This window comes from Aeromonas sp. MR16 (assembly GCF_022549315.1).
Taxonomy (GTDB): Bacteria; Pseudomonadota; Gammaproteobacteria; order Enterobacterales; family Aeromonadaceae; genus Aeromonas; species Aeromonas aquatica.
Genome location: NZ_JAKZFK010000042.1, coordinates 1 through 22767, shown reverse-complemented (window position 1 = coordinate 22767; position 22767 = coordinate 1). Strand labels below are relative to the sequence as shown.

Annotated in this window: 29 protein-coding genes; 19 read left to right on the top strand and 10 right to left on the bottom strand. The window is 61.4% G+C overall.

Annotation, left to right across the window (positions count from 1 at the left end):
- The first annotated feature begins 111 nt into the window (after positions 1 to 111).
- The 12 genes from MM194_RS20235 to MM194_RS20180 all read left to right on the top strand — a co-directional run bounded on the left by MM194_RS20235 (position 112) and on the right by MM194_RS20180 (position 11018).
- Entirely contained in the window at positions 112 to 492 is a 381-nt protein-coding gene (locus MM194_RS20235) for a YhcB family protein (RefSeq protein ID WP_033132306.1), read from the top strand.
- Between the two features lie 81 nt (positions 493 to 573).
- Positions 574 to 1932 carry a Do family serine endopeptidase gene (locus MM194_RS20230; protein ID WP_241344725.1) on the top strand — a complete coding sequence of 453 codons (1359 nt, stop codon included), beginning with the start codon at positions 574 to 576 and terminating at the stop codon, positions 1930 to 1932.
- 89 nt (positions 1933 to 2021) lie between these two features.
- On the top strand, positions 2022 to 3143 hold the full coding sequence (gene degS, locus MM194_RS20225; RefSeq protein WP_033132304.1) for an outer membrane-stress sensor serine endopeptidase DegS: 1122 nt from the start codon (positions 2022 to 2024) through the stop codon (positions 3141 to 3143).
- Between the two features lie 333 nt (positions 3144 to 3476).
- On the top strand, positions 3477 to 3854 hold the full coding sequence (locus MM194_RS20220) for a PRD domain-containing protein (protein WP_033132303.1): 378 nt from the start codon (positions 3477 to 3479) through the stop codon (positions 3852 to 3854).
- The gene (locus tag MM194_RS20215; RefSeq protein ID WP_033132302.1) at positions 3855 to 4220 is read left to right on the top strand and encodes an SFCGS family glycine-rich protein; all 366 of its coding nucleotides are present in this window, start codon (positions 3855 to 3857) and stop codon (positions 4218 to 4220) included. It begins immediately after the preceding gene.
- Positions 4220 to 4516, top strand: coding sequence for a DUF4312 family protein (locus MM194_RS20210; RefSeq protein WP_033132301.1), 297 nt, complete (start codon positions 4220 to 4222; stop codon positions 4514 to 4516). The genes MM194_RS20215 and MM194_RS20210 overlap by 1 nt, the downstream gene beginning before the upstream one ends.
- Positions 4517 to 4555: 39 nt before the next feature.
- The gene (locus MM194_RS20205) at positions 4556 to 5332 is read left to right on the top strand and encodes a DUF4311 domain-containing protein (RefSeq protein WP_033132300.1); all 777 of its coding nucleotides are present in this window, start codon (positions 4556 to 4558) and stop codon (positions 5330 to 5332) included.
- A gap of 11 nt (positions 5333 to 5343) precedes the next feature.
- Positions 5344 to 5994: a DUF4310 family protein gene (locus MM194_RS20200; protein WP_033132299.1), complete on the top strand. Its 651-nt coding sequence runs from the start codon at positions 5344 to 5346 to the stop codon at positions 5992 to 5994.
- A 42-nt stretch (positions 5995 to 6036) separates the two neighbouring features.
- A complete protein-coding gene (locus MM194_RS20195; RefSeq protein WP_241344723.1) occupies positions 6037 to 7176 on the top strand; it encodes an amidohydrolase/deacetylase family metallohydrolase in 1140 nt (379 codons plus the stop codon).
- A complete protein-coding gene (locus MM194_RS20190; protein WP_241344721.1) occupies positions 7160 to 8275 on the top strand; it encodes a DgaE family pyridoxal phosphate-dependent ammonia lyase in 1116 nt (371 codons plus the stop codon). Before MM194_RS20195 ends, MM194_RS20190 begins: the two co-directional genes overlap by 17 nt.
- Entirely contained in the window at positions 8275 to 9015 is a 741-nt protein-coding gene (locus tag MM194_RS20185; RefSeq protein ID WP_241344719.1) for a KDGP aldolase family protein, read from the top strand. The genes MM194_RS20190 and MM194_RS20185 overlap by 1 nt, the downstream gene beginning before the upstream one ends.
- Before the next feature lie 98 nt (positions 9016 to 9113).
- The gene (locus MM194_RS20180; protein WP_241344718.1) at positions 9114 to 11018 is read left to right on the top strand and encodes a PRD domain-containing protein; all 1905 of its coding nucleotides are present in this window, start codon (positions 9114 to 9116) and stop codon (positions 11016 to 11018) included.
- A gap of 18 nt (positions 11019 to 11036) precedes the next feature.
- Here the strand turns inward: MM194_RS20180 and npr are convergent, their stop codons facing one another.
- The 10 genes from npr to MM194_RS20130 form a co-directional block, all read right to left on the bottom strand.
- Entirely contained in the window at positions 11037 to 11309 is a 273-nt protein-coding gene (npr, locus tag MM194_RS20175) for a PTS phosphocarrier protein NPr (RefSeq protein WP_033132294.1), read from the bottom strand.
- Between the two features lie 20 nt (positions 11310 to 11329).
- Entirely contained in the window at positions 11330 to 12196 is an 867-nt protein-coding gene (rapZ, locus tag MM194_RS20170; RefSeq protein ID WP_033132293.1) for an RNase adapter RapZ, read from the bottom strand.
- Positions 12197 to 12236: 40 nt separating this feature from the next.
- Entirely contained in the window at positions 12237 to 12683 is a 447-nt protein-coding gene (gene ptsN / locus MM194_RS20165) for a PTS IIA-like nitrogen regulatory protein PtsN (protein ID WP_033132292.1), read from the bottom strand.
- Positions 12684 to 12685: 2 nt separating this feature from the next.
- The gene (gene hpf / locus MM194_RS20160; protein ID WP_005305957.1) at positions 12686 to 12973 is read right to left on the bottom strand and encodes a ribosome hibernation promoting factor; all 288 of its coding nucleotides are present in this window, start codon (positions 12971 to 12973) and stop codon (positions 12686 to 12688) included.
- Positions 12974 to 12993: 20 nt separating this feature from the next.
- The gene (locus tag MM194_RS20155) at positions 12994 to 14433 is read right to left on the bottom strand and encodes an RNA polymerase factor sigma-54 (protein ID WP_241344715.1); all 1440 of its coding nucleotides are present in this window, start codon (positions 14431 to 14433) and stop codon (positions 12994 to 12996) included.
- A 65-nt stretch (positions 14434 to 14498) separates the two neighbouring features.
- Entirely contained in the window at positions 14499 to 15224 is a 726-nt protein-coding gene (gene lptB, locus MM194_RS20150; protein ID WP_033132290.1) for an LPS export ABC transporter ATP-binding protein, read from the bottom strand.
- 10 nt (positions 15225 to 15234) lie between these two features.
- The gene (lptA, locus tag MM194_RS20145) at positions 15235 to 15753 is read right to left on the bottom strand and encodes a lipopolysaccharide transport periplasmic protein LptA (RefSeq protein ID WP_033132289.1); all 519 of its coding nucleotides are present in this window, start codon (positions 15751 to 15753) and stop codon (positions 15235 to 15237) included.
- A complete protein-coding gene (gene lptC / locus MM194_RS20140) occupies positions 15740 to 16300 on the bottom strand; it encodes an LPS export ABC transporter periplasmic protein LptC (RefSeq protein WP_033132288.1) in 561 nt (186 codons plus the stop codon). The genes lptA and lptC overlap by 14 nt, the downstream gene beginning before the upstream one ends.
- Positions 16297 to 16851 (bottom strand): 3-deoxy-manno-octulosonate-8-phosphatase KdsC, encoded by a 555-nt coding sequence (gene kdsC / locus MM194_RS20135; protein ID WP_241344713.1) that lies wholly within the window; start codon positions 16849 to 16851, stop codon positions 16297 to 16299. The genes lptC and kdsC overlap by 4 nt, the downstream gene beginning before the upstream one ends.
- Positions 16851 to 17846 carry a KpsF/GutQ family sugar-phosphate isomerase gene (locus MM194_RS20130; RefSeq protein WP_033132286.1) on the bottom strand — a complete coding sequence of 332 codons (996 nt, stop codon included), beginning with the start codon at positions 17844 to 17846 and terminating at the stop codon, positions 16851 to 16853. Before MM194_RS20130 ends, kdsC begins: the two co-directional genes overlap by 1 nt.
- A 207-nt stretch (positions 17847 to 18053) precedes the next feature.
- Between MM194_RS20130 and mlaF the strand changes: the two genes are divergently transcribed.
- From mlaF to murA, 7 genes are read left to right on the top strand one after another with little or no spacing between them, the layout of a single operon-like run.
- Entirely contained in the window at positions 18054 to 18854 is an 801-nt protein-coding gene (gene mlaF / locus MM194_RS20125) for a phospholipid ABC transporter ATP-binding protein MlaF (RefSeq protein ID WP_033132285.1), read from the top strand.
- Positions 18854 to 19633, top strand: a complete 780-nt coding sequence (mlaE, locus tag MM194_RS20120) for a lipid asymmetry maintenance ABC transporter permease subunit MlaE (RefSeq protein WP_033132284.1) — start codon at positions 18854 to 18856, stop codon at positions 19631 to 19633. Before mlaF ends, mlaE begins: the two co-directional genes overlap by 1 nt.
- Positions 19634 to 19640: 7 nt before the next feature.
- On the top strand, positions 19641 to 20141 hold the full coding sequence (gene mlaD / locus MM194_RS20115) for an outer membrane lipid asymmetry maintenance protein MlaD (RefSeq protein WP_033132283.1): 501 nt from the start codon (positions 19641 to 19643) through the stop codon (positions 20139 to 20141).
- Positions 20142 to 20143: 2 nt separating this feature from the next.
- Positions 20144 to 20779 carry a phospholipid-binding protein MlaC gene (gene mlaC / locus MM194_RS20110; protein ID WP_241344711.1) on the top strand — a complete coding sequence of 212 codons (636 nt, stop codon included), beginning with the start codon at positions 20144 to 20146 and terminating at the stop codon, positions 20777 to 20779.
- On the top strand, positions 20776 to 21048 hold the full coding sequence (locus tag MM194_RS20105) for an STAS domain-containing protein (protein ID WP_033132281.1): 273 nt from the start codon (positions 20776 to 20778) through the stop codon (positions 21046 to 21048). Before mlaC ends, MM194_RS20105 begins: the two co-directional genes overlap by 4 nt.
- Positions 21048 to 21305, top strand: a complete 258-nt coding sequence (ibaG, locus tag MM194_RS20100) for a BolA family iron metabolism protein IbaG (RefSeq protein ID WP_033132280.1) — start codon at positions 21048 to 21050, stop codon at positions 21303 to 21305. The genes MM194_RS20105 and ibaG overlap by 1 nt, the downstream gene beginning before the upstream one ends.
- 16 nt (positions 21306 to 21321) lie before the next feature.
- The gene (gene murA / locus MM194_RS20095) at positions 21322 to 22578 is read left to right on the top strand and encodes a UDP-N-acetylglucosamine 1-carboxyvinyltransferase (protein ID WP_033132279.1); all 1257 of its coding nucleotides are present in this window, start codon (positions 21322 to 21324) and stop codon (positions 22576 to 22578) included.
- The last annotated feature ends 189 nt before the right edge of the window (positions 22579 to 22767 follow it).

Genomic DNA, 22767 nt, shown 5'->3' with positions numbered 1-22767 from the left:
AAGGACAAAATGGTATCACGCTCTCGGGGTGCACGGTATAGTGCCCACGAGGCATTGCGGCCAACAGGGCCGTCTCAACACTCATCGAATTAGCTGTAACAAGGAGCATCTATGACTCTGTTAAACGGGATCCTGCTGGCGGTAGCCGCCCTGATCATCGGCGTTCTGGTCGGTCGTTTCACGGTCCGCAGCCGGGATGCCGGGCGCCTGGAACAGGAGCTGAAGAAGGCCCACAAGGAACTGGAAAGCTATCAGGGCCAGATCACCACTCACTTTGCCGACAGCGCCGCCCTGATGGAGCAGCTGGCCGATCAATATCAGACCCTGTATCGCCACATGGCCGAGCAGAGCAAGTTCCTGGCCAAGGTACAGGAGCCGCTGTTCCGCGAACCTCAGCCTGACGAGGTCAATGACGCCTCCGCCAGCGAGGAACCGGGCCTGCCGCCGCGCGACTACGCGGGTGCTTCCGGGCTTCTCAAGCAACCCAGCTAGTCCCTAGTGGAACTAATTACGCCTTATCGTGGTCAGACCTTGACGATTGCAATGCAACTTTTTCTGGGAGCTGTTTCTCATATGCGTAAATCTCTTTCTGTATTCAGTGTCTTAGCCCTCAGTGTCGGTATCGCCCTGTCTGCGGCGCCAGCGCAAGCTGCCCTGCCCCTGCTGGGGAACACCCAGGAGATGCCGAGCCTGGCCCCTGTCCTCGAGCAGGTCACCCCTGCCGTGGTCAACATCTCAGTCTCTGGCAAGAAGATCACTCGCCAGCGTCTGCCGGAACAATTCCGCTTCTTCTTCGGCCCCAACATGCCTGACGAGCAGGTGAGCGAGCAGCCCTTCCAGGCGCTGGGCTCCGGCGTCATCATAGATGCCAAGAAGGGCTATGTGATCACCAACGCCCACGTGGTCCACGAGGCGGACGAGATCAAGGTCAATCTGAAGGACGGTCGTGAATACGCCGCCAAGAAGATCGGCGAAGACAAGCAGTCCGATATCGCCCTGCTGCAGATCAAGGCCGAGGACCTGGTGCAAATCAAGTTCGCCGACTCCGACGATCTGAGAGTCGGTGACTACGCCCTGGCCATCGGCAACCCCTTCGGTCTGGGTCAAACCGTGACCTCGGGTATCGTCAGTGCCCTGGGCCGCAGCGGCCTCAACATCGAGAACCTGGAGAACTTCATCCAGACCGATGCGGCCATCAACTCCGGCAACTCCGGCGGCGCCCTGCTCAACCTGCGCGGCGAGCTGATCGGCATCAACACCGCCATCCTGGGCCCGAACGGTGGCAACATCGGCATCGGCTTCGCCATTCCGTCCAATATGGTGCGGGATCTGTCCGACCAGATCGTCAAGTACGGCGAAGTTCGCCGTGGCCAGTTGGGGATCACCGGTACCGAGCTGACCACCGACATCGCCAAGTCCTTCGGCTACAACAAGAAGGACGGCGCCTTCGTCAACCAGGTCATGCCTGATTCCGCCGCCGACAAGGCCGGCATCAAGGCGGGCGACATCATCATCAGCATCGATGGCAAGCCCATCCGCTCGTTCGGTGAGCTGCGCGCCAAGATTGCGACCATGGGTGCCGACAAGCAAGTTGCGCTCGGCCTGATCCGCGATGGCAAGGAGCAAACCGTCAAGGTCACCCTGAAGAAGGCCGATGACAGCGAGATCCTCGCCAGCGCCCTGCATCCGGCACTGGAAGGGGCCAAGCTCAGCACCACCACAGAGCCGGTGACCGGCGTGGGCGTCTCCGATATCGATCCGCGCTCCCCTGCTGCCGCCTCCGGTCTGCAGAAGGGCGACATCATCATCGGGGTCAACCGCCTGCGCATCAACTCCCTGGGAGAGCTGACCAAGGCATTGAAAGACAAGCCGGAAGTCCTGGCGCTGAACATCCAACGTGGCGACTCCTCGCTCTATTTGGTGATACGTTAAGTCCCTCACACCCGCGGCAACCGCCGCGGGTGATTTTTATCCACCGATAATGTTATTCTCTGCGCGCAGCATGTACGGATGAGAATGACATGAAAATCCCACCTTTGATCAGTTACTTGGGCAAGTCTGTCGGCTTCGGCCTCACCGTCGCCGCGCTCCTGTTGCTGCTGTTCCCCAATTTCAGGGGTGGCGCGCCCCTGCCGGGTCTCATCACCAATGCCCGTGAGCTGAGTTTTTCCTACGCCGCCCATCGCGCCGGCCCGGCCGTCGTCAACATCTACACCCGCAGTTTCGCCGGCAATCGCGGCGAAAAGGCCGAACTCAGGCCGCAAGGGCTGGGCTCAGGGGTCATCATGAACCAACGCGGCCACGTGCTGACCAACTACCACGTCATCGCCGACGCGGACCAGATCATAGTCGCACTGCAAGATGGCCGGGTCTTCAGCGCCGAGCTGGTCGGCACCGACAAGCTGACCGATCTGGCAGTGCTCTACATCGAATCCGATAACCTGCCGGTGATCCCGCAAGATCCTGAGCGGCTGCCGGACGTGGGGGACGTGGTGCTCGCCATCGGCAACCCCTACAACGTCGGCCAGACCATCACCCAGGGCATCATCAGCGCCACCGGTCGCATCGGCCTCTCCAGCATGGGGCCGGACAGCAACGGCCGGCAGGATCTGCTGCAGACCGATGCCGCCATCAACGAGGGCAACTCGGGCGGCGCCCTGGTCAACGGCCGCGGCGATCTGGTGGGCATCAACACCGCCGCCTATCACCTCAACGGCAATCAGGAGAGCTACGGCATCAGCTTCGCCATCCCCTACAAGCTGGCCAAACGCATCATGGACGAGCTGATCGCCAATGGCCGGGTCATTCGCGGCTACCTCGGCATCTCCAGCGTCGAGATCAACCCCATAGTCGCGCGCATGATGAATCTGGGCGATCTGCAGGGCCTGGTAGTGGAGAGCCTGGATCCCGACGGGCCAGCCAGCAAGGCAGGCCTCAAGCGCGGGGATGTGCTGCTCAAGGTCAACGGTGAGGCCATCAGCGGCGTGCGCTCCGTCATGGACAAGATCGTCGAGAGCCGTCCCGGCACCAAGCTGACCATCTCGGTGATCCGCAACGGCAAGCCACTGGAGGTAGAGGTCGTCATCGAGGAAGACGTGCGCTACCAGAACCTGCCGAGCACCAGCGCCGCCTCCGCCAGCTGAGGCTAGGCTAGACTCGACCACCACAAGGGGCGCATTGGCGCCCCTTGTCACTCCTCCCTCCCCGTTCCCCCCATGAGTTCTCCCGTACTCCGTGAGATGACTCACAGTTTCCACCAACGACTCCACCCAGGTCACCGCCGCGAAAGTGCGGGCCCGATCACATAGAGTCGGCTCCGATAGCCCCCCTTTGCTCCCCTGGCACACAGAAAGGGCCCCTTTCGAGGAGTCCCGGCCTGGGATTTCCATTTCGAATCGGAAAAACGCTGCCTCCTCTGCGTTTCCCCCCAGGCTTAGGGTAAGGCTATTCCTTCTGCCAGCCTTGGAGAGCAGACATTGACTACCGACACCCATGACACCGCCCTGACCCCGGACAGTCCGCAGTTGCTGCGCAAGACCGAGCTGGTCCTGGCCCGCATCCACAGCCTGCTCGGCGAGCAAGGCATCATCCCCAACGAGGTGCAGAAGCAGATGCTCGCCTCCCACGTCAAAGCCATGGTGTGGCGCTCCCACAGCGGTGAATCCCTGCCCGAGGTCGACCTCAGCCTGTTCGAGGAGATCTCCCCCCTTTCCCTGCGACTGGCCGAACAGGTCGTCGCCTGGCTGGACAGGCTGGCCCATGAAGAGGCGCACCTCTTGTCCGTCCATTTCGAAGTTGCCAAAGAAAATGAACTCAGCTCAGCTGCTCGACCAGTAACCACAGGAGATAACTAAATGTCAGCCATCAAACTCGTGATTGGAGATCGTCTCGGCAAGGGTCAGAAAGTGGGCGCAGGGGCGGAAGCCGCCGGTGCCAGCGTGACCGTCATCCCCGGCATGGCCGCGGACATGAAGCTCGGTGATGTGATGAACAAGGAGCAGGCGGATCTCGGCATCTCCTTCTGCGGCAGCGGCGGCGCCGGCGCCATTACCGCCCAGACCAAGTACGGCTACAAATGCCGCTACGGCATGCGCTCCGTCGAGGAGGGTGTCACCGCCATCAATGACGGCTGCGTGGTGCTCGGCTTCGGCTTCATGGACAAGGAAGAGCTGGGCCAGAAGCTGATCGAAGCCTTCGCCAAGAAACACGGTCGCGCCTGATGAAAGAGGACTTCACCACCCAGGTCATCGTCAACGGCAAGGGGACGACCCGCCAGCAGGCGTTCGCTTCCGCCCTCAGCCAGGTGCAGCACAGCCTGCTCAAGGACAACCCGCGGGTGATGCTGCGGATCGAGCCGGTCGAGGTACGGGTGCTCAAGGCCGAGGAGTCGGTCCGGGTGGAGAAGTTCCTGTTCTTCTTCCTGCCACGCCAGCGCCGCGAGTTCCGCGTCCAGCTGGAGATCACGGTCAAGGTCAGCAGCCTGGACGCCGACAAGGTGACGTTCACCCTGGTGTGATGCCTCGACGGGCACAACCCCACAAAAAGGACATGTTGGATGTTTCTAATCATTCTTTTCAAATCATTGATCATCGGCGGCCTGGTGGGCGTCGGCGTGGGAGCCGGTGCGGCGCGGATGTTCCACGCCCCGACCGTACAGGGCATGGGCGCCTTCCGCACCCTGGGTGAGCTCAACTCCTGCGAAGGGGATCCCGCCTCCCACTTCTCCTTCGGTCTCGGCTTCTTTTTCAACGCCTGGGCCTCCACAGTGGCGGCCGGCGCCTTCACCCAGGATGTGGATCACCGCATCATCCCACACTGGGCCACGGCCGCGCTGCTGGTCAAGAACCGGGATCTCGCCACCACCTTGCACGATCCCAAGAAGATGGCCATCGCCGGCGGCATCATTGGTGCCATCGTCGTCGCCTTCCTCAACAGCACCGCCGCCGCGGTTCCCGAGGCCCTGCAGGTCACCGCCGTCAAGGTACTGGTGCCGGCCGCCAACCTGCTGGTCAACACCGTCATGCCGGTGATCTTCTGGCTGGCCGCCATCGAGGCGGGCAAGAAATCCGGCTTCTGGGCCACCATCTTCGGCGGTCTGGCGCAGCTCATCATGGGCAACGCCGTGCCGGGTCTGGTGCTCGGCATCCTGATCGGCAAAGGGGTGGAAGAGAGCGGCTGGAACCATGTCACTCGCGTGATGATGGGCGCCATCGTGCTGCTGTTCGTGCTGAGCGGATTCTTCCGCGGCTTCGATATGAAACTGATTGAATCCTTCCACATGGGCATCCCCCTGTGGCTGGAGAACGTCCATAACCTGCTTAGCGGCAAATAAGGGGCCACCACATGGATGAGAAACTGAGAAACAACTTCTGGTATGCCGACTGGTCCTTCCCCATCTTCGTCGGCCTGCTCTCAGCCGGCGTCTTCGCAGGGACCCACATGTTCTACCTGTATGGAGTCGGGGCCTTCAACGAGGTGGCCTTCGTCTCCATGCTGAAAGCCGGGATGGACACCGGCGCCTATGGTGCGGTCGCGGCCTTCGGGGCCAGCTTCCTGTTCGCCCGCATCATCGAGGGCTCCCTGGTGGGGATCCTGGATATCGGCGGCGCCATTCAGACCGGGGTCGGACTGGGCGTCCCCGCCCTGTTGCTGGGGGCCGGCATCGTCTACCCGATAGAGAACTTCGGTGCCTCCCTGGTGACCGGCATGGCCATCGGGGTCGCCATCGGCGGCATCATCATCCTGGCGCGCAAGTTCACCATCAACCAGAGCAACTCCACCTACGGGGCGGATGTGATGATGGGTGCGGGCAACAGCTCGGGGCGCTTCCTCGGCCCCCTGATCATCCTCTCCGCCATGGGCGCCTCCATCCCCATAGGGCTGGGCTCTCTGCTGGGTGCGCTGCTGTTCTACGTGTGGGGCAAGCCCATCACCGGCGGCGCCATCCTGGGTGCCATGCTGCTCGGGACCTTCTTCCCGATCGCCCTGGTCTAAGCACAGGCCGCCCTTCGGGGCGGCATTTCAGAGGTCATCAGCATGTATGACATGATCATCAGAGCGGGGCGCCAGGGAAACGGCGAGCTCATCGACATCGCCATCCAGGACGGCAAGATTGCGGCCCTCGGCCAGCTGCCAGCGACGGCCGAGGCGAAGCAAACCCTCACTCTGGCTGGTGCGGTCGGGGTGAGCGCGGGCTGGATCGACGGCCACACCCACTGCTATCCCGCCTCTCCCATCTATCAGGATGAGCCGGACAAGGTCGGCGTGGAGTCCGGCGTCACCACCGTCATCGATGCCGGCAGCACGGGCGCCGACGACGTGGACGCGTTCCAGCGATTGGCGGCCGGTTGCAAGACCCGGGTGCACGCCCTGCTCAACATCTCCCGCATCGGCCTGCTGCGTCAGAACGAGCTGGCCGACAGCCGGGATCTGGATGTCGGGCTGGCATCTGCCGCCATCGCCCGCCACCCGCGGTTTATCGTCGGCCTCAAGGCCCGCATGAGCGGCAGCGTAGTGGGCGAGAACGGTCTGCAGCCGCTGCGCATGGCCAAGGCGCTGCAACAGGCCCACGGCCAGTTGCCGCTGATGGTGCATGTGGGCAACACCCCGCCCGAGCTGGACGAGATCGTCGCCCTGCTCGGCCAGGGAGATCTGCTGACCCACTGCTTCAACGGCAAGCCCAACCGCATCCTGACCCCGGCCGGCGAGCTGCGGGTCGCGGTGCGCGAGGCGCTGCAACGGGGTCTGCGGCTCGACATCGGCCACGGTGGCGCCAGCTTCAGCTTCGAGGTGGCGGAGGCCGCCATCCGTCAGGGGATCCTGCCCCACACCATCAGCTCGGATATCTACTGCAAGAACCGCATCAAGGGGCCCGTGTACAGCCTGGCCCACGTGATGTCCAAGTTTCTCGCCATCGGCATGACGCTGGAGCAGGTGCTCGCCTGCGTCACCAGCCAGGCCGCCGAGGCGCTCCGCCTCCCTGGCAAGGGACGACTCGAGCTGGGGGCCGATGCCGATCTGACCCTGTTCGAACTGGCCAGCGGCCCGGCCCTGTTTATGGATACCGAGGCGCAATCCCGCCACGGCGATCTGCAACTGCTTCCCCTCGCCGCCCTGGTGGGCGGTGACCTGGTTCTCACTCAATATGGAAAATCCCACCATGCCTTCTGTGTATGAGAAATATCAGCTCAAACCGGTGATCAACGCCTCCGGGCGCATGACCCTCCTCGGCGTCTCCACCCCGGAGCAGGAGGTGGTCGACGCGGTCAACTTCGGCCTGTGCCACTACTTCGAGGTGAAGGATCTGGTCAACAAGACCGGCGCCTACCTCGCCGGCCTGCTCGGCGTGGAGGATGCGGTGGTGGTCTCCTGCGCCAGTGCCGGCATCGCCCAGTCGGTGGCCGCCGTCATAGTGCGCGGCGATGCCTACCGACTGGAGCAGCTGCACGCCCATGCCCACGGGGTGCCGAGCGAGATAGTGCTGCCCAAGGGTCACAACGTGAACTTCGGCGCCCCGGTCGGCACCATGGTCAACCTGGGGGGCGGCAAGGTAGTGGAGGCAGGCTATGCCAACGAATGCTCCCCCGCCCAGCTGGCCGCCGCCATCAACCCCAATACCGCCGCCATCCTCTACATCAAGTCTCACCACTGCGTGCAGAAGAGCATTCTGTCGGTGGCCCAGGCCGCCGAGGTGGCCAGAGCCCACCAGCTGCCGCTCATCGTCGATGCGGCCGCGGAAGAAGACTTGCAGCTCTACTACAGCCAGGGGGCGGATCTGGTCATCTACAGTGGCGCCAAGGCCATCGAGGGACCCACCAGCGGCCTGGTGCTCGGCAAACGCCAGTATGTGGAGTGGGTCAAGCAGCAGACCAACGGCATAGGCCGCGCCATGAAGGTAGGCAAGGAGGGGATCCTCGGCCTGACCCACGCCATCGAGCGCTATCTGGTCAAGGAGAAGGAGAGTGGTGCCGCCATGGTGGCCAAGATGACCCCCTTCATCGAGCGCCTCAACCAGTTGCCCGGCGTCAGGGCCCAGGTGGTGTGGGACAGTGCCGGGCGCGACATCGCCCGCACCGACATCGCCTTCGACCATGCCCGGCTCGGCATCACCACCCTGCAGCTGGTGGATCGCCTGCAACAGGGCAATCCGGCCATCTACTGCCGCGGCTACAAGGCCAACGAGGGCCACATCGAGATCGACGTGCGCAGCGTCAGCCCGGCCCAGCTCGACCAGATCCATGCCGCCATCGCCCAGCTAACCCAGGAGACCCGCTGATGTCCCTTACTCCCAACTACTACCTTGACCGTGTCTGCCTCAACGTGCTGGCCGGCTCCAAGCAAAATGCCGTCGATATCCATGAGGCCGCCGAGGGCCACGTGCTGGTCGGCGTGCTCTCCAAGAACTACCCGGATGTGCCCTCCGCCGTCGCCGACATGGGTGAGTACGCGAAGCTTATCGACAACGCCCTCTCCATCGGCCTGGGCGCAGGCGATCCCCGCCAGTCCGCCATGGTGGCCGAGCTGGCCCGCCAGCTGCAGCCCCAGCACGTCAACCAGGTGTTCACCGGGGTCGGCGCCAGCCGGGCGCTGCTCGGTCAGCCTCACACCTTGGTCAACGGTCTCATCTCCCCCACCGGCACACCCGGCATGGTGAAGATCTCCACCGGCCCGCTGAGCGCCGGCCAGGCCGATGGCATAGTGCCCATCGATACCGCCATCGCCCTGCTCAAGGACATGGGGGGCAGCTCGGTCAAGTTCTTCCCCATGGGCGGCCTCGCCTGCCGTGACGAGTACCAGGCGGTAGCCGAGGCCTGTGCCCGCCACGGTTTCTGGCTGGAGCCTACCGGCGGCATCGATCTCGACAACTTCGAGGAAATCGTCCGCATCGCGCTGGCGGCCGGGGTCGAGAAGGTGATCCCCCACGTTTACAGTTCCATCATCGACGGCGAGAGCGGCCAGACCCGTCCCGAGGATGTGCGCACCCTGCTCGCCATGGTGAAGCGACTGCTGGCGTGATATGACTGGCACCGGCCCACTTCCGGCCGGTGCCTGGCTTGTGCATGTCCCGCTTGTTAACATCGATCCTCATCCCGCGACAGGAGTCTCGCTTCCCCATGACCAAGCTGCCCCACCCCAGACTCCATCAGCTGCTGACCCTGCTCCACGCCGAACCGCTGCCACAGGAAGAGCTCGCCCGTCGCCTCAATGTCTCCACCCGCACGGTGCGCACCGACGTGGCGACCCTCAACGAGCTGATTGCCACCCACGGTGCCCATCTTATCCACCAGCGCGGCTACGGCTACCAGCTCAAGATCTACAATCAGGGGCTGTTTGATGAGTTGCTGGCGGCGCAGGAGCAGGAGAGCAGCCTGCCCCGCACCAGCCGTGAGCGGGTGCTGCACCTGCAACTGCTGCTGCTCACCGCCGAGCAGGGGATCAAGCTCGATGAGCTGGCGGATACCTGGTATCTGAGCCGGGCGGCGCTGCAGGGGGACATGGCGGAAGTGCGGGAGCGGCTCGCCCATTTCGGACTCAATATCGACAGCAAGCCACGGCTCGGCATGCGCATCCAGGGGGAGGAGACGGCGATCCGGGCCTGCCTCACCCAACTGCTCTATCGGGAGCAGACTCGCAACCACCCGCTGCAAGGCTTGCTGCCGAACCTCTGCCCCAGCAAGACGCGGGAGGTCATCGGCAATCGCATTCATGCACAGCTCGGCCATCATCAGCTGCGGCTGGCGGACGAGAGCCTGCAACAGCTCACCATCTACTGCGCCGTCGCCCTGCTGCGGCAGGCATCAGGCCATGAGCTGCTGGCATTTTGCAGCGAGGATCTCACCGCGCCCCTGACGGCGGTGGCCCGCGACATCTATGAAGAACTGCCGACCCTGATGCCGCCGGGAGATCCTGAGGTGAGCGCCCTCGCCATCCAGATCCAGGCGCGCCTCATCGCCGATACCCCGCACCTCAGCGCGGCCATGGCCGCCGAGAGCGCCCAGCTGGTCGAGCACCTGCTGGATTACATCCACCAGCACTATCCCTACGATCTGCGCCATGACGGCCAGCTGCGCGCCGATCTGCTGACCCACATCAGCGCCATGCTGCTGCGGATCAAATACCAGGTCGGCAGCCACAATCCGCTGGCGGATCACATCAAGCAGTATTATCCCCTTGCCTACGACATCACCCTGGCCGCCATCTCCCAGTGGATCAGGCAGACCCCCTATCACCTGACCCACCACGAGATCGGTTACCTGGTGATCCACATCGGGGTCGGCCTGGAGCGCCACCACGACATCGGCTACAGCCGTCCACCCCAGGCGCTGCTGCTGTGCGACGCGGGCAATGCCACCTTCCGGGTGCTGGAGGCACGGATCAAGCGTGAATATCCCCAGTTGCAACTGACCAGCCTGGAGTCGGTGCGGGATTACGAGGGATTGGGGCGGATCGAGCAGGACTTCGTCATCAGCACCGTCAAGGTGAGCGAGAAGAACGTCCCCGTGGTGCAGATGGCCCCCTTCCCGACCCAGTACCAGCTGGAGCAGCTCGGCAAGCTGGTGCTGATAGACCGCACCCGCCCCTATCTAGTCGACAAGTACTTCGACGCCGACCACTTCATGGTGGTCAGCGAGCCCCTCAGTCAGGCGCAGCTGTTTGCCCGCATCTGCGATCAGCTGGAAGCCGAAGAGCTGGTGGAGAGCGGATTCAGGAATTCACTGCACGAGCGGGAGCACATCGTCTCCACCATGCTGGGGGACGGCATTGCCCTGCCTCACTCACTCGGCTTGCTGGCGCGCCGCACCCTGGTCTATACGGTGCTGGCGCCACAGGGCATCGACTGGGGCAATGGCGAAACCGCTACCCTTATCTTCGTGCTCGCCATCGCCAAGGCCGACTACGAGGAGGCGATGGGGCTCTACGATCTGTTCCTGGCGCTGATGAACGAAAAAGCCAGCAGAAATCTGCTGGCTTGTCGGGATTTCGCCGGTTTCAAGGCGCTGGCGCGCGCCGGATCATGACGGCAAGGGAGGCGCCGCTCACTCCTCGTTGAAACCCGAGGTGAACAGCGCCACTACGGCGGCCAAGGCCTCTTCTTCTTCCGGCCCCTCCACCTGGACTTCCACTTGCTTGCCCTGGGCGGAGTCGAGCATCAGCAGGCCGATAACGCTGTCCGCATCGGCCTCCACCCCGTCCTCGTTGCGCAGCAGCACATGGGCATCGAAGCCCTGCACCAGCTCGAACAACATCATGGCCGGTCTGGCATGAATACCCAGCTTGTTTTTGACTTCTACCGAGGCGGAAACTGTCATCTGAGCGTCCTGTTGGTCTATCAGACTTGCGGTGAACGCTTGTCCAGCGTGCGGTGGCGGATCTGCACGTTCTTGCCGAGCAGACGGAAGGCGCTGGCCAGCCGCTCGGCAACGAACACCGAGCGGTGCTGGCCACCGGTACAGCCGATGCCGACCGTCACATAGCTGCGATTGTTGCGCTCCAGCTGGGGCAACCAGGTCGCCAGCATGTTCTCTATCTGCTGGATGAACAGCATGACGTCAGGCTGGGCCGAGAGGTAATTGGCGACCGGCTCATCCTGGCCGGTGAAGGGCTTGAGTTCGGGGATCCAGTGCGGGTTGGGCAGGAAACGGGCATCGAACACGAAGTCTGCGTCCTTGGGAATGCCGTACTTGAAGCCGAACGACTCGAACACCAGCACCAGCTCGTTCTCTTTCTTGCCGAGCACCCGGGTCTTGATGAGCTCGCTCAGGTCGTGAATGCTGAGGCTGGTGGTGTCGATGCGCAGATCGGCGGTGGAGGAGAGCGGTGCCAGCAGGTGGGTCTCTTCCCGGATCGCCTCATCCAGTGACAGCTTGTTGCGCGACAAGGGGTGCAGCCGGCGACTCTCGCCATAGCGCTTGAGCAGGGTGGTGTTGTCGGCATCGAAGAAGAAGCTGGAGAACTCCACCCGCCCCTCGTTGCGTACTTGAGCCAGCAGGTTGTCCAGTTTATCAGGCTGGCTGGGCAGGTTGCGCACGTCTATGCTGACCGCCAGCTTGTCATACTGGCTCTCCACCGAGACGATCAGCTGGGGCAGCAGATTGACCGGCAAGTTATCCACGCAGTAGTACCCCAGATCCTCCAGCACCCTCAGGGCTACCGTCTTGCCGGAGCCCGAACGGCCGCTTACCACTATTAATTGCATCTTGTCCCCTCACGCCAACATGGCTGTGTCGTGCCCGGCATCAGGCCGAGGTCATGATCTGATAGAGCTCTTCATCGCTGGTCGCCTGGCGCAACTGACGGCAGACCGCCTTGTCGCCGAGCTTGGATGCCATCAGGGAAAGGGTCTTAAGATGCTGCTTGCACTCGCTTTCCGGCACCAGCAATGCAAACAGCAGGTCAACCGGTTGATTGTCGATGGAATCGAAAGGGATGGATTCGGAGAAGGTCATCAGCACGGCGGTCGGCGCGAAGGCGTCGTCGATCCGACCGTGGGGAATGGCAATACCGGCACCGATCCCGGTACTGCCCATTTTTTCCCGCGCCAGCAGGCTCTCGAACAGTACCTGACGGGAGGTGCCGAGGCGCTCTGCGGCCAACTCACTGATGATCTCGAGGGCGCGTTTCTTGCTGGTACAGGGGACCGCACTCTTGGTGCAGTCCCGACTCAGTATGTGTTCAAGTTGCATAGTTATTTTTGATTTAATTTATCTTTGTGCTTGATGATCTGCCGATCCAGTTTATCCAGCAGGGTATCAATCGCAGCATACATGTCGGCATGCTGCGAATTGGCGAACACCTCCCCCCCGCTGACATGCAGCTTGGCTTCGGCAATCTGGTTCAGTTTTTCGACGCTCAACACCACGTGTACGTTGTTGATATGGTCAAAGTGACGCTCGAGTTTGGCAAATTTGTTGTTCACATAATCACGCAGAGCTTCGGTAATCTCGACATGGTGTCCGGTCAGGTTAATTTGCATAACGTCTTCCTTTTGTTTGCCTAAACCAGGCGTTTGCGCTGATTCGATGGCGGGATCAACAAGGATTCACGGTACTTTGCGATCGTGCGTCTCGCCACCATAATACCCTGTTCGGCCAGCAAATCCGCGATCTTGCTATCACTAAGCGGTTTGGCAGGGTTCTCTGCCGTCACCAACTTTTTGATCAGGGCGCGAATTGCGGTCGATGAGCACTCCCCTCCTCCCTCCGTATTGACATGACTGGAGAAGAAAAACTTCAGTTCAAAAATGCCGCGGTGTGTGTGCATGTACTTCTGGGTCGTCACCCGTGAAATGGTCGACTCATGCATCTCCACCGCCTCGGCGATGTCGTTGAGCACCATGGGTTTCATGGCCTCCTCACCGTATTCGAAGAAGCCCTGCTGCTGCTCGACGATGCAGCTGGCCACCTTGAGCAGGGTGTCGTTGCGACTCTCCAGGCTCTTGATAAACCACTTCGCTTCCTGTAGGTGGGAGCGAATGAACTGGGTATCCGTGCTGCTGCGCGCGTTGCGGGCCATGGCCGCGTAGGCCTCGTTGACGCGAATGCGCGGCGCCGAATCCGGATTGAGCTCCACCACCCACTTGTTGCCCTTCTTGATCACGGACACGTCCGGGATCACGTATTGAGATTCGCTCTGGATGATGCCGTTGCCGGGCCTTGGTTCCAGTTGCTGGATGAGATCCAGCACCTCCTTGAGGTCGCTCTCCTTGAGCTTGGTCTTGCGGGCCAGGGTGCGATAATCGCGATTGCCGAGCAAGTCCATGTACTCGCTGATCACCTCCCTCGCCTCATTGAGCCAGGGCAGATCGGCCGAATACTGGCCAAGCTGGATCAGCAGACACTCCTGGACCGACCGGGCCGCAATGCCGATCGGATCGAAATGCTGCACCCGCTTGAGCACGGCCTCAACCTCATCCAGTTCGACTTCTACCTCATCGCTGCTGACTGCAGCCTGAATATCCTCGAGGGAGACGGTCAGATAACCGGAGTCGTCGATGGCGTCGATGATGGCGAGGGCGATGGCGGCGTCCAGATCGCTGAACGGCGTCAGCCGCATCTGCCACAGCAGATAGTCCTGCAGGTTTTCGGTGGTTTCCCCCTGATAGACGCTGTCTTCCCCATCGTGGATGGGGCCTGCGCTCTGGGCTGTGCCGGCCGAATAGACATCGTCCCAGGTGGTATCCACCGGCAGCTCGTCCGGCATCTTGTCCTGCGCCATGGCATCGCTGGAGTCGAGTTGACTGGCGTCGGGCACCTCTGTCGGGTTGGTTTCCTGCGCCTCGTTCTCCTCTTGCTCCAGCAAGGGGTTACTGTCGAGCGCTTGCTGAATTTCCTGCTGGAGTTCCAGCGTGGAGAGCTGGAGCAGACGAATCGCTTGTTGTAATTGTGGCGTCATGGTCAGTGACTGACCGAGGCGCAACTGTAATGTCGGCTTCATCTACGTCGGGATATCCTTATGTTCAGCGAGGCAGTCACCTAACAAAAATGAGGGATGCCCCCTTACTATAGACTGAATTGATCGCCCAAATAGACGCGCTTGACCTGCTCATCGGCGAGGATATCGACCGGAGCGCCTTCGGCAATCATCTTGCCATGGCTGACGATATAGGCCTTCTCGCACACATCCAGCGTCTCTCTGACGTTGTGGTCGGTGATCAATACACCCAGCCCCCGCTCTTTCAGATGTTGGATGATCTTCTTGATATCTATCACTGAAATAGGATCAACACCTGCGAAAGGCTCATCAAGCAGGATAAATCTCGGTTCTGCCGCCAGGGCGCGCGCGATCTCGACCCGCCGCCGCTCGCCACCGGACAGGCTCTGCCCCAGGCTGTCGCGGATATGAGTGATGTTGAACTCTTCCAGCAGCTGCTCGACCTTGTCTTCCCGCTCTTCGCTGCTCAAGCCCTTGCGAGTCTGCATGACCCCCATCAGGTTATCGAACACCGACAGACGGCGGAAGATCGAGGCCTCCTGCGGCAGATAGCCGATGCCGTTGCGGGCCCGGATGTGCATGGGTTGCAGGCTGATGTCCTGATCGTCGATGGTGATGAGGCCGGCATCCCGTTGCACCAGGCCCACGATCATGTAGAAGGAGGTGGTCTTGCCCGCCCCGTTCGGGCCGAGCAGCCCCACGATCTGACCGGTACCCACTTCCAGGCTCACGTCGCTGACGACCATGCGGCGCTTGTAGCTCTTCTGCAGGCCAACTGCTTTTAACACTGCCATGGCTCGTTTCCTACTTCTTCTGATCGGCGGGCTTGTCGAAGTTTTCTATCTGATCCGGCAGGAACACCGTCTTGACGCGCTGGGCCGGGCCCTTGCTCTCGGCAATCATCTTCTGGGTGACGATGTCATAGCGGATCAGATCCCCGTTGACCTGGCTGTCTTCCTGCTTGAGCTGGCCGTTACCGGTGATGGTGACCTGCCGGTTCTTCAGCTCGTAACGGATGCTGTTGCCATGGGCGTTGACCGGCTTGCCGTTGTCCAGCACCTGGAAGAAGGTGGCGGGGTTGCCATAGGCGGTCATCACCTCGGCGCCCTTTTCGCCGGAGCGGATCACCACCACCTTGTCGGCCTTAATCTTGATGGAGCCCTGAGTGATGATCACATCCTCACTGAAGGTGATGCGGTTGTCCTGCATCTCGGCCACTTGCTTGACCGCATCCACGTAGACTTTCTGGGTGAAGTCGGATTCTTTGGCATTCACAACACCGCACAACAGCAGGGCGGCGAGGGCCAGATTAACGTTTTTCATTGAAATAAGTGGCATGGCCTTTATCCAGTAATTCGAAATATTTACGACCAAGGTGGCCCTTGAGGCCAACCCCTTCGGTCTGGAACTCCTGACCGACGATACTGATGTGCTGGTTGCTTCTCACGTCCTGGGTCACCAGATCCATCTCCAGATAAGGAGTATCCAATGTGGAGATGAAGGAGGCAGGCAACAAGCCATCCAGATGCACCTTGTCGCGCAGGATCACGTTATCATCGGTATTGAGCACGCCGGTCTGCGCCGTCACCTTCCATTCGGCTTCTCCCTGCTCATCGAACAGGTAGATCACCGGCTTGTCGAAGGTCGCCTGCTCGAGGATCTGGAAATACTCGGCAAATTCCGACTCCAGCCGCTCGGTCCGCCTGCCTTGCTCGTTGAAGCGGGTGGTGACCAGATTCTTGGCGGTGAAGTCCGGCTGATAGTTCTCGACCTTGGTGGTCGGCTCCGGCGCCAGCTCGATGTCACCGAGCTGCCAGGCCGCCAGCGCCACCAGGAACAGCAGACCGAACAGCAGTGTCTGCTTGTTCATACGGACGCCTCGGGCTGGTAATCGCCAAGCCCCTGCGCCTGCAAGATGAGATCGCACACCTCACGCACCGCACCGACACCCCCGCCGAGGCGGGTGACCAGATCGGCGCGCGCCAGCACCAGTGGGTGAGCATCCGCCACCGCGATACCGAGGCCGCAGGCCGCCATCACCGGCAGATCGATGGTGTCATCCCCCATGTAGGCCGCCTGCGATGCCTCCAGACCCAGCCTGGTCAGCAAGGCCTCGAAGTGGGGCAACTTCTGATCCGCCCCCTGCACCAGATGCTGCACCCCCAGGCCCCTCATCCGATCGCTGACGATGCGGGAATTGCGGCCGGTGATGATGGCAAGCTCGATCCCGGCGTTGAGCAGGGCACGCATGCCCGCCCCATCGCGGGTGCAGAAGGCCTTCAACTCTTCACCGTTATTGCCCATATAGATGAAGCCATTGGAGAGCACCCCATCCACATCGCACACCAGCAGACGGATCTGCGCCGCCTTGTCGTACTGGCTGCGCGTCACCGGACCATAGAGGGTCGGTACATCTTGCATCAAATCACCCCGGCTTTGAGCAGGTCGTGCATGTTGAAGGCGCCCAGCGGCCGCCTCGCCTCATCCACCACCAGCAACCCGTTAATCTTTCTGGTTTCCATCAGCTTGACGGCCTCGGCAGCCATCATCTCTGGCCCTACGGTAACACAGTTGGTCGTCATTACCTTGGCGATCGAGGTGTGATGGATATCCACCTGCAGATCCAGGATCCGGCGCAGGTCACCGTCGGTGAACAGACCGGCCAGCAGCCCCTGCTCATCCACCACCGCCGTCATGCCGAGGCCCTTGCGACTCACTTCCAGCAACGCCTGGCTGATGGTGGCATCTATCCCCACACGGGGCAACAGCTCGCCGCTGTGCATCAAGTCCCCGACCCGCAGCAGCAGCCGCTTGCCAAGTGAACCGCCCGGATGGGAGAGCGCGAAGTCGTCGGCGGTGAAGCCACGGGCCTCCAGCAGCGCCACGGCCAGCGCATCCCCCATCACCAGGGTGGCGGTGGTGCTGGAGGTAGGTGCCAGACCGAGCGGGCAGGCCTCCTTCTCGACCTTGATACAGAGGTGGACATTGGCCTCCTTGGCCATGGTCGAGGCCCGGTTGCCGGTCATGCAGATGAGCGGAATGCCGCGGCGCTTGAGCACCGGCAGCAGGGCCAGGATCTCGTCACTCTCGCCTGAGTTGGAGATGGCGATGATGAGATCCCCTGTTGAGATCATTCCCAGATCCCCGTGGCTGGCTTCCCCCGGGTGCAGGAAGAAGGCAGGAGTGCCCGTGCTGGCGAGGGTCGCGGCTATCTTGTTGCCCACATGGCCGGACTTGCCCATGCCGGTGACCACTATCTTGCCGGCGCAGCGCAACACCATCTCGCAGGCCTGGTCGAAGGTCTCGTCGAGGTACTGGTAGAGTCCATCAATCGCTTGCTTTTCAATGTCCAGCACCGCGCGGGCACTGCGACGAAAATCGAACAGTTCAGACACTTTCTCAGGCTTTACAGACATAAATGCACAGCTCCGGGCCGAAATTTGCTGCGGGATTATAAAAAAGTCTGTCGAGATAAGCGAATCGGATGCGGGGCCATCACCCCGTTGATGCAAGTTGTTACATAAAACTGTCGTGTATTTGGGGGGGATAGACGTCCAATAGTTGTTCCTTGCTGTTGCTTAGACCTAGACTAGCCCATAAAATTCGCTCTTCTTTTATACCGGATGGACAATTGTTTGAACGATGACCTGATCACCATCGCCGATCTGAGCTTCAGTCACGGCGATAGGTTGCTGTACGACAGGATCAACCTAACCATTCCCCGTGGCAAGGTCACCGCCGTCATGGGGCCAAGCGGCATCGGCAAGACCACCTTGCTGCGCCTGATCGGTGGCCAGCTGAAACCGGAATCGGGTCATATTCTGTTCGACGGGGAAGACATTCCCAGCCTCTCCCGCAACCGCCTGTACGAGGTGCGCAAGCGGATGAGCATGCTGTTCCAGAGCGGTGCCCTGTTCACCGGCATGACGGTATTCGACAACGTGGCCTTCCCGCTGCGCGAACACTCCGGCCTGCCGGAGGAGCTAATCCACACCATCGTCATGATGAAGTTGCAGGCCGTCGGGCTGCGCGGGGCGGCCAGGCTGATGCCGTCCGAGCTCTCCGGTGGCATGGCGCGCCGCGCCGCGCTGGCCAGATCCATCGCGCTGGATCCGGATCTCATCATGTATGACGAACCCTTCGTCGGTCAGGACCCCATCACCATGGCGGTGCTGGTCAAGCTCATCAAGGAACTGAACGATGCCCTCGGCATCACCTCCGTCATCGTCACCCACGATGTGAAAGAGGTGCTGAGTATCGCCGACTACGCCTACATCATCGCCAATCGCAAGGTGGTGGCCCATGGCACCCCGGATCAGCTGCGTGAGGAACACAACCCCGAGGTCGAGCAGTTCCTGAAAGGATTGCCCGACGGTCCTGTTCCGTTTCATTTTCCGGCAGGCGATCTGCTACAGGATCTGTGATGTTGACAAGCCAAGTAAGCAAACTGGGTCGGGTCGGGGTGCGCGTCATCAGTGCCATTGGCCGCGCCACCATCATGCTGTTTCATGCGCTGGCGGGCCGCCCCCAGCCACGCAAGCACTTCCCCCTGCTGATGCAACAGCTCTATGTGGTGGGCGTGCAATCCGTCGCCATCATTCTGGTGTCGGGATTGTTTATCGGCATGGTGCTCTCCTTGCAGGGTTACAACGTATTGAAGGATTTCGGCGCCGAGCAGAGCCTGGGGCCACTGGTCTCGCTTTCCCTGCTGCGGGAGCTCGGTCCCGTGGTCACCGCCCTGCTGTTTGCCGGCCGGGCGGGTTCCGCCCTGACCGCAGAGATCGGCCTGATGAAAGCCACAGAGCAGCTCTCCAGCCTGGAGATGATGGCGGTGGATCCCCTGCGCCGGGTGGTGGCTCCCCGCTTCTGGGCCGGGGTCATCAGCATGCCGCTGCTGGCCTTCATGTTCAGCCTGATCGGCATCTTCGGTGGCAAGCTGGTCGGTGTGGACTGGCTGGGAGTGGACGAGGGCAGCTTCTGGTCCGCCATGCAGGCCGCCGTCGATTGGCAGGATGACATCATGCAAGGGGCCATCAAGAGCGTGATCTTCGCCCTGGTTGTCACCTGGATTGCGCTCTTCAATGGCTATGATGCCAAGCCGACATCGGCCGGGATCAGTCAGGCGACGACCCGCACCGTGGTCCACTCATCCCTGGCCGTGCTCGGTCTGGATTTTATACTCACCGCAGTCATGTTTGGATAAGGTAAAGATGAAGTTCAGCAAAGTAGAATTCCTGGTTGGCGCCTTCATGCTGGCTGGCATCGCGGCCATTCTGGCATTGGCGCTGCAAGTGGCGGGATTGAGTTTCAAACCGGAAGGAGAAACCTATACCCTGCGCGCCCATTTCGATAATATCGGCGGCCTGAAAGTGCGCTCACCGGTCAAGGTGGGTGGCGTGGTGGTCGGCCGGGTCAGTGACATCACCCTGGACGCCAAGAGCCAGGTGCCTGTCGTCTCCCTGCAGATGCAGAAGGCCGCCGGCGAGTTTTCCGAGACCAGCACCCTCTCCATCCTGACCTCGGGCCTGCTCGGCGAGCAATATGTCGGCCTGGCGCCTGGCTTCACCGATGAGGAGATGGGCACCAACATGCTCAAGGATGGTGACATGATCGAAGACACCAAATCAGCCATAGTGCTGGAAGATCTGATCGGCAAATTCCTCTACAGCCAGTCTTCTCCAGCCACCAACCCGCCAGCAACCAAGGAGTAACCATGTTCAAGAAGATCGCCCTGCTGCTGGGCCTGATGACCAGCATGTTGTTTTCCGTGACCGCCCTGGCAGAGGTCAAAGCCTCGGATCCCTATGCCTTGGTGGATCAAGCCGCCCAGCAGACCTTCGCCCGTCTCAAGTCGGATCAGGCCCAGGTCAAGAGCAATCCGGATCACCTGAGGGTCATCATCCGCGAAGAGTTGCTGCCCTACGTGGATAACCGCTTCGCCGCCTACAAGGTGCTCGGCAACCAGATTAAAGAAACCACCCCGGCCCAACGCGACGCCTTCGTCAATGTATTCACCGAGTACATGGTGAGCTCCTACGCCGATGCCCTCGCCCACTTCGACCAGCAGACCGTCAAAGTGCAGCCGGGCAAGACCCCGAGCGACAGCAACATCACCGCCGTCAGCGTCAGCGTGAAAGAGACCGGCAAGCCAGACATCTTCCTCGAGTTCAAGCTGCGCAAGAACAACAAGACCGGCGAGTGGAAGGCCTTCGACATGGTCGCCGAAGGCATCAGCCTGCTCTCCGCCAAACAGAGCGAGCTCGGTGGCCTCATCCGCCAGAACGGCATAGATGCGGTGATCGCCCAGTTGCGCGAACACAATGCCAAGCCGCTGGTCATCAAATCATGAAATTAAGCGGTGAGCTGCAGGCGCCACAGGTCGTTGACCTGTGGCAGCGCCGCTCGGAGTGGTGGCAAGACGACGAGCTCGAGCTCGGTGAGGTCACCACCCTGGATTCCGCCGGGCTGGCCCTGTTGGTCAAATGGGCCAAGGCCGCTCTGGCACGGGGAGGCTCGCCACGGTTGGTGGGCGCCTCTCGTGATTTTCATACCTTGGCCAACCTGTACGGGGTGGCCGATTTGTTTCAATCAACCCCGCCCAACACTGAGGACGCATAATGCAAGTCTCTGAAATTGAAGCGATACTCCTTGAGGCCTTGCCATTGTCCGAAGTCCATGTCAAAGGGGACGGTAGTCACTTTCAGGTGATCGCCGTCGGTGACATGTTTGACGGTATGAGCCGGGTCAAGAAACAGCAGGCCATCTATGCCCCGCTGATGGACAAGATCGCCAGCAACGCCATCCACGCACTCTCCATCAAGGCCTTTACCGATGCCGAGTGGAAGCGCGAACGTAAATTCCTATTGCCCTCCTGATTTGGTATCTAAGTAAATGGACAAATTCAAGATCGATGGTCGTTGCACCCTCAACGGCGAAGTGACCATCTCCGGCGCCAAGAACGCCGCCCTGCCAATCCTGTTCGCCACCCTGCTGTGTGATGAAGAGATCCAGCTCTCCAACGTACCGCGACTCAAAGACGTGGGCACCACCCTCAAGCTGCTGGAGATGCTGGGTGCCAGCACCAAGGTCAACGGCAACGTGACGGTGCTGACCGGTGCGGTGAACAACCACGTCGCCCCCTACGAGCTGGTGAAGACCATGCGTGCCTCCATCCTGGCGCTGGGTCCGCTGGCGGCCCGCTTCGGGGCGGCCGACGTCTCCCTGCCCGGCGGCTGTGCCATCGGTGCCCGTCCGGTCAACCTGCACGTCCACGGCCTGGAGCTGATGGGTGCCAAGATTGCCATCGAAGATGGTTACATCAAGGCCCGGGTCGACGGTCGCCTCAAGGGTGCTCACATCCTGATGGACATGATCTCCGTCACTGGTACCGAGAACCTGATGATGGCCGCCACCCTGGCGGACGGTCGCACCGTGATCGAGAATGCCGCCCGTGAGCCGGAAGTGGTGGATCTCGCCAACTTCCTCAACACCCTCGGCGCCGACATCAAAGGCGCGGGCACCGATACCCTGACCATCGACGGTGTCGAGCGTCTGCACGGTGGCAGCTACAGCGTGCAACCTGACCGCATCGAAACCGGTACCTTCCTGGTCGGTGCCGCCGTTACCGGTGGCAAGATCACCTGCCGCAAAACCGATCCCTCCCTGCTGGAAGCCGTGCTGGTCAAGCTGGAAGAAGCCGGTGCCCTGATCGAGAAGGGTGCTGACTGGATCAGCCTGGACATGACAGGTCGTACCCTCAAGCCGGTCACCATCAAGACGGCCCCCTACCCGGCCTTCCCGACCGACATGCAGGCCCAGTTCACCGTACTGAACGCGGTCGCCAAGGGCACCGGCATGGTCACCGAGACCATCTTCGAGAACCGCTTCATGCACGTGCCTGAACTGGTGCGGATGGGCGCGGACATCGAGCTGCAGGGCAACGTCGCCATCTGCCGTGATACCGAGCAACTCAAGGGCGCCCAGGTGATGGCAACCGATCTGCGCGCCTCCGCCAGTCTGGTACTGGCTGGTTTCGTGGCCGAAGGCACCACCATCGTCGAGCGCATCTACCACATCGACCGTGGCTACGAAGACATCGAGCACAAGCTGCAAGGCCTCGGCGGTCGTATCGAGCGCATCAAGGGCTGATCTCGGCACCTGGTGAATGTCTGATAAAAAGGCCCCCTCGCGTTGGCGAGGGGGCCTTTTTCATGGCGCTGTCCCAATTACGTGTTGAAAGGCTAACCTTGAAATAGGTCATCCCCCTGAAGGCCACCATCATGGATACTCAAGCCTTTCAACACCTGCTGTCTCTCTTCCCACTGCTCACCTTGCGCC

Coding starts and splice junctions, on each gene's coding strand:
- MM194_RS20235 (WP_033132306.1), top strand. CDS start 112: ATGACTCTGTTAAACGGGATCCTGCTGGCGGTAGCCGCCCTGATCATC.
- MM194_RS20230 (WP_241344725.1), top strand. CDS start 574: ATGCGTAAATCTCTTTCTGTATTCAGTGTCTTAGCCCTCAGTGTCGGT.
- degS (WP_033132304.1), top strand. CDS start 2,022: ATGAAAATCCCACCTTTGATCAGTTACTTGGGCAAGTCTGTCGGCTTC.
- MM194_RS20215 (WP_033132302.1), top strand. CDS start 3,855: ATGTCAGCCATCAAACTCGTGATTGGAGATCGTCTCGGCAAGGGTCAG.
- MM194_RS20210 (WP_033132301.1), top strand. CDS start 4,220: ATGAAAGAGGACTTCACCACCCAGGTCATCGTCAACGGCAAGGGGACG.
- MM194_RS20205 (WP_033132300.1), top strand. CDS start 4,556: ATGTTTCTAATCATTCTTTTCAAATCATTGATCATCGGCGGCCTGGTG.
- MM194_RS20200 (WP_033132299.1), top strand. CDS start 5,344: ATGGATGAGAAACTGAGAAACAACTTCTGGTATGCCGACTGGTCCTTC.
- MM194_RS20195 (WP_241344723.1), top strand. CDS start 6,037: ATGTATGACATGATCATCAGAGCGGGGCGCCAGGGAAACGGCGAGCTC.
- MM194_RS20190 (WP_241344721.1), top strand. CDS start 7,160: ATGCCTTCTGTGTATGAGAAATATCAGCTCAAACCGGTGATCAACGCC.
- MM194_RS20185 (WP_241344719.1), top strand. CDS start 8,275: ATGTCCCTTACTCCCAACTACTACCTTGACCGTGTCTGCCTCAACGTG.
- MM194_RS20180 (WP_241344718.1), top strand. CDS start 9,114: ATGACCAAGCTGCCCCACCCCAGACTCCATCAGCTGCTGACCCTGCTC.
- npr (WP_033132294.1), bottom strand. CDS start 11,309: ATGACAGTTTCCGCCTCGGTAGAAGTCAAAAACAAGCTGGGTATTCAT.
- rapZ (WP_033132293.1), bottom strand. CDS start 12,196: ATGCAATTAATAGTGGTAAGCGGCCGTTCGGGCTCCGGCAAGACGGTA.
- ptsN (WP_033132292.1), bottom strand. CDS start 12,683: ATGCAACTTGAACACATACTGAGTCGGGACTGCACCAAGAGTGCGGTC.
- hpf (WP_005305957.1), bottom strand. CDS start 12,973: ATGCAAATTAACCTGACCGGACACCATGTCGAGATTACCGAAGCTCTG.
- MM194_RS20155 (WP_241344715.1), bottom strand. CDS start 14,433: ATGAAGCCGACATTACAGTTGCGCCTCGGTCAGTCACTGACCATGACG.
- lptB (WP_033132290.1), bottom strand. CDS start 15,224: ATGGCAGTGTTAAAAGCAGTTGGCCTGCAGAAGAGCTACAAGCGCCGC.
- lptA (WP_033132289.1), bottom strand. CDS start 15,753: ATGAAAAACGTTAATCTGGCCCTCGCCGCCCTGCTGTTGTGCGGTGTT.
- lptC (WP_033132288.1), bottom strand. CDS start 16,300: ATGAACAAGCAGACACTGCTGTTCGGTCTGCTGTTCCTGGTGGCGCTG.
- kdsC (WP_241344713.1), bottom strand. CDS start 16,851: ATGCAAGATGTACCGACCCTCTATGGTCCGGTGACGCGCAGCCAGTAC.
- MM194_RS20130 (WP_033132286.1), bottom strand. CDS start 17,846: ATGTCTGTAAAGCCTGAGAAAGTGTCTGAACTGTTCGATTTTCGTCGC.
- mlaF (WP_033132285.1), top strand. CDS start 18,054: ATGGACAATTGTTTGAACGATGACCTGATCACCATCGCCGATCTGAGC.
- mlaE (WP_033132284.1), top strand. CDS start 18,854: ATGTTGACAAGCCAAGTAAGCAAACTGGGTCGGGTCGGGGTGCGCGTC.
- mlaD (WP_033132283.1), top strand. CDS start 19,641: ATGAAGTTCAGCAAAGTAGAATTCCTGGTTGGCGCCTTCATGCTGGCT.
- mlaC (WP_241344711.1), top strand. CDS start 20,144: ATGTTCAAGAAGATCGCCCTGCTGCTGGGCCTGATGACCAGCATGTTG.
- MM194_RS20105 (WP_033132281.1), top strand. CDS start 20,776: ATGAAATTAAGCGGTGAGCTGCAGGCGCCACAGGTCGTTGACCTGTGG.
- ibaG (WP_033132280.1), top strand. CDS start 21,048: ATGCAAGTCTCTGAAATTGAAGCGATACTCCTTGAGGCCTTGCCATTG.
- murA (WP_033132279.1), top strand. CDS start 21,322: ATGGACAAATTCAAGATCGATGGTCGTTGCACCCTCAACGGCGAAGTG.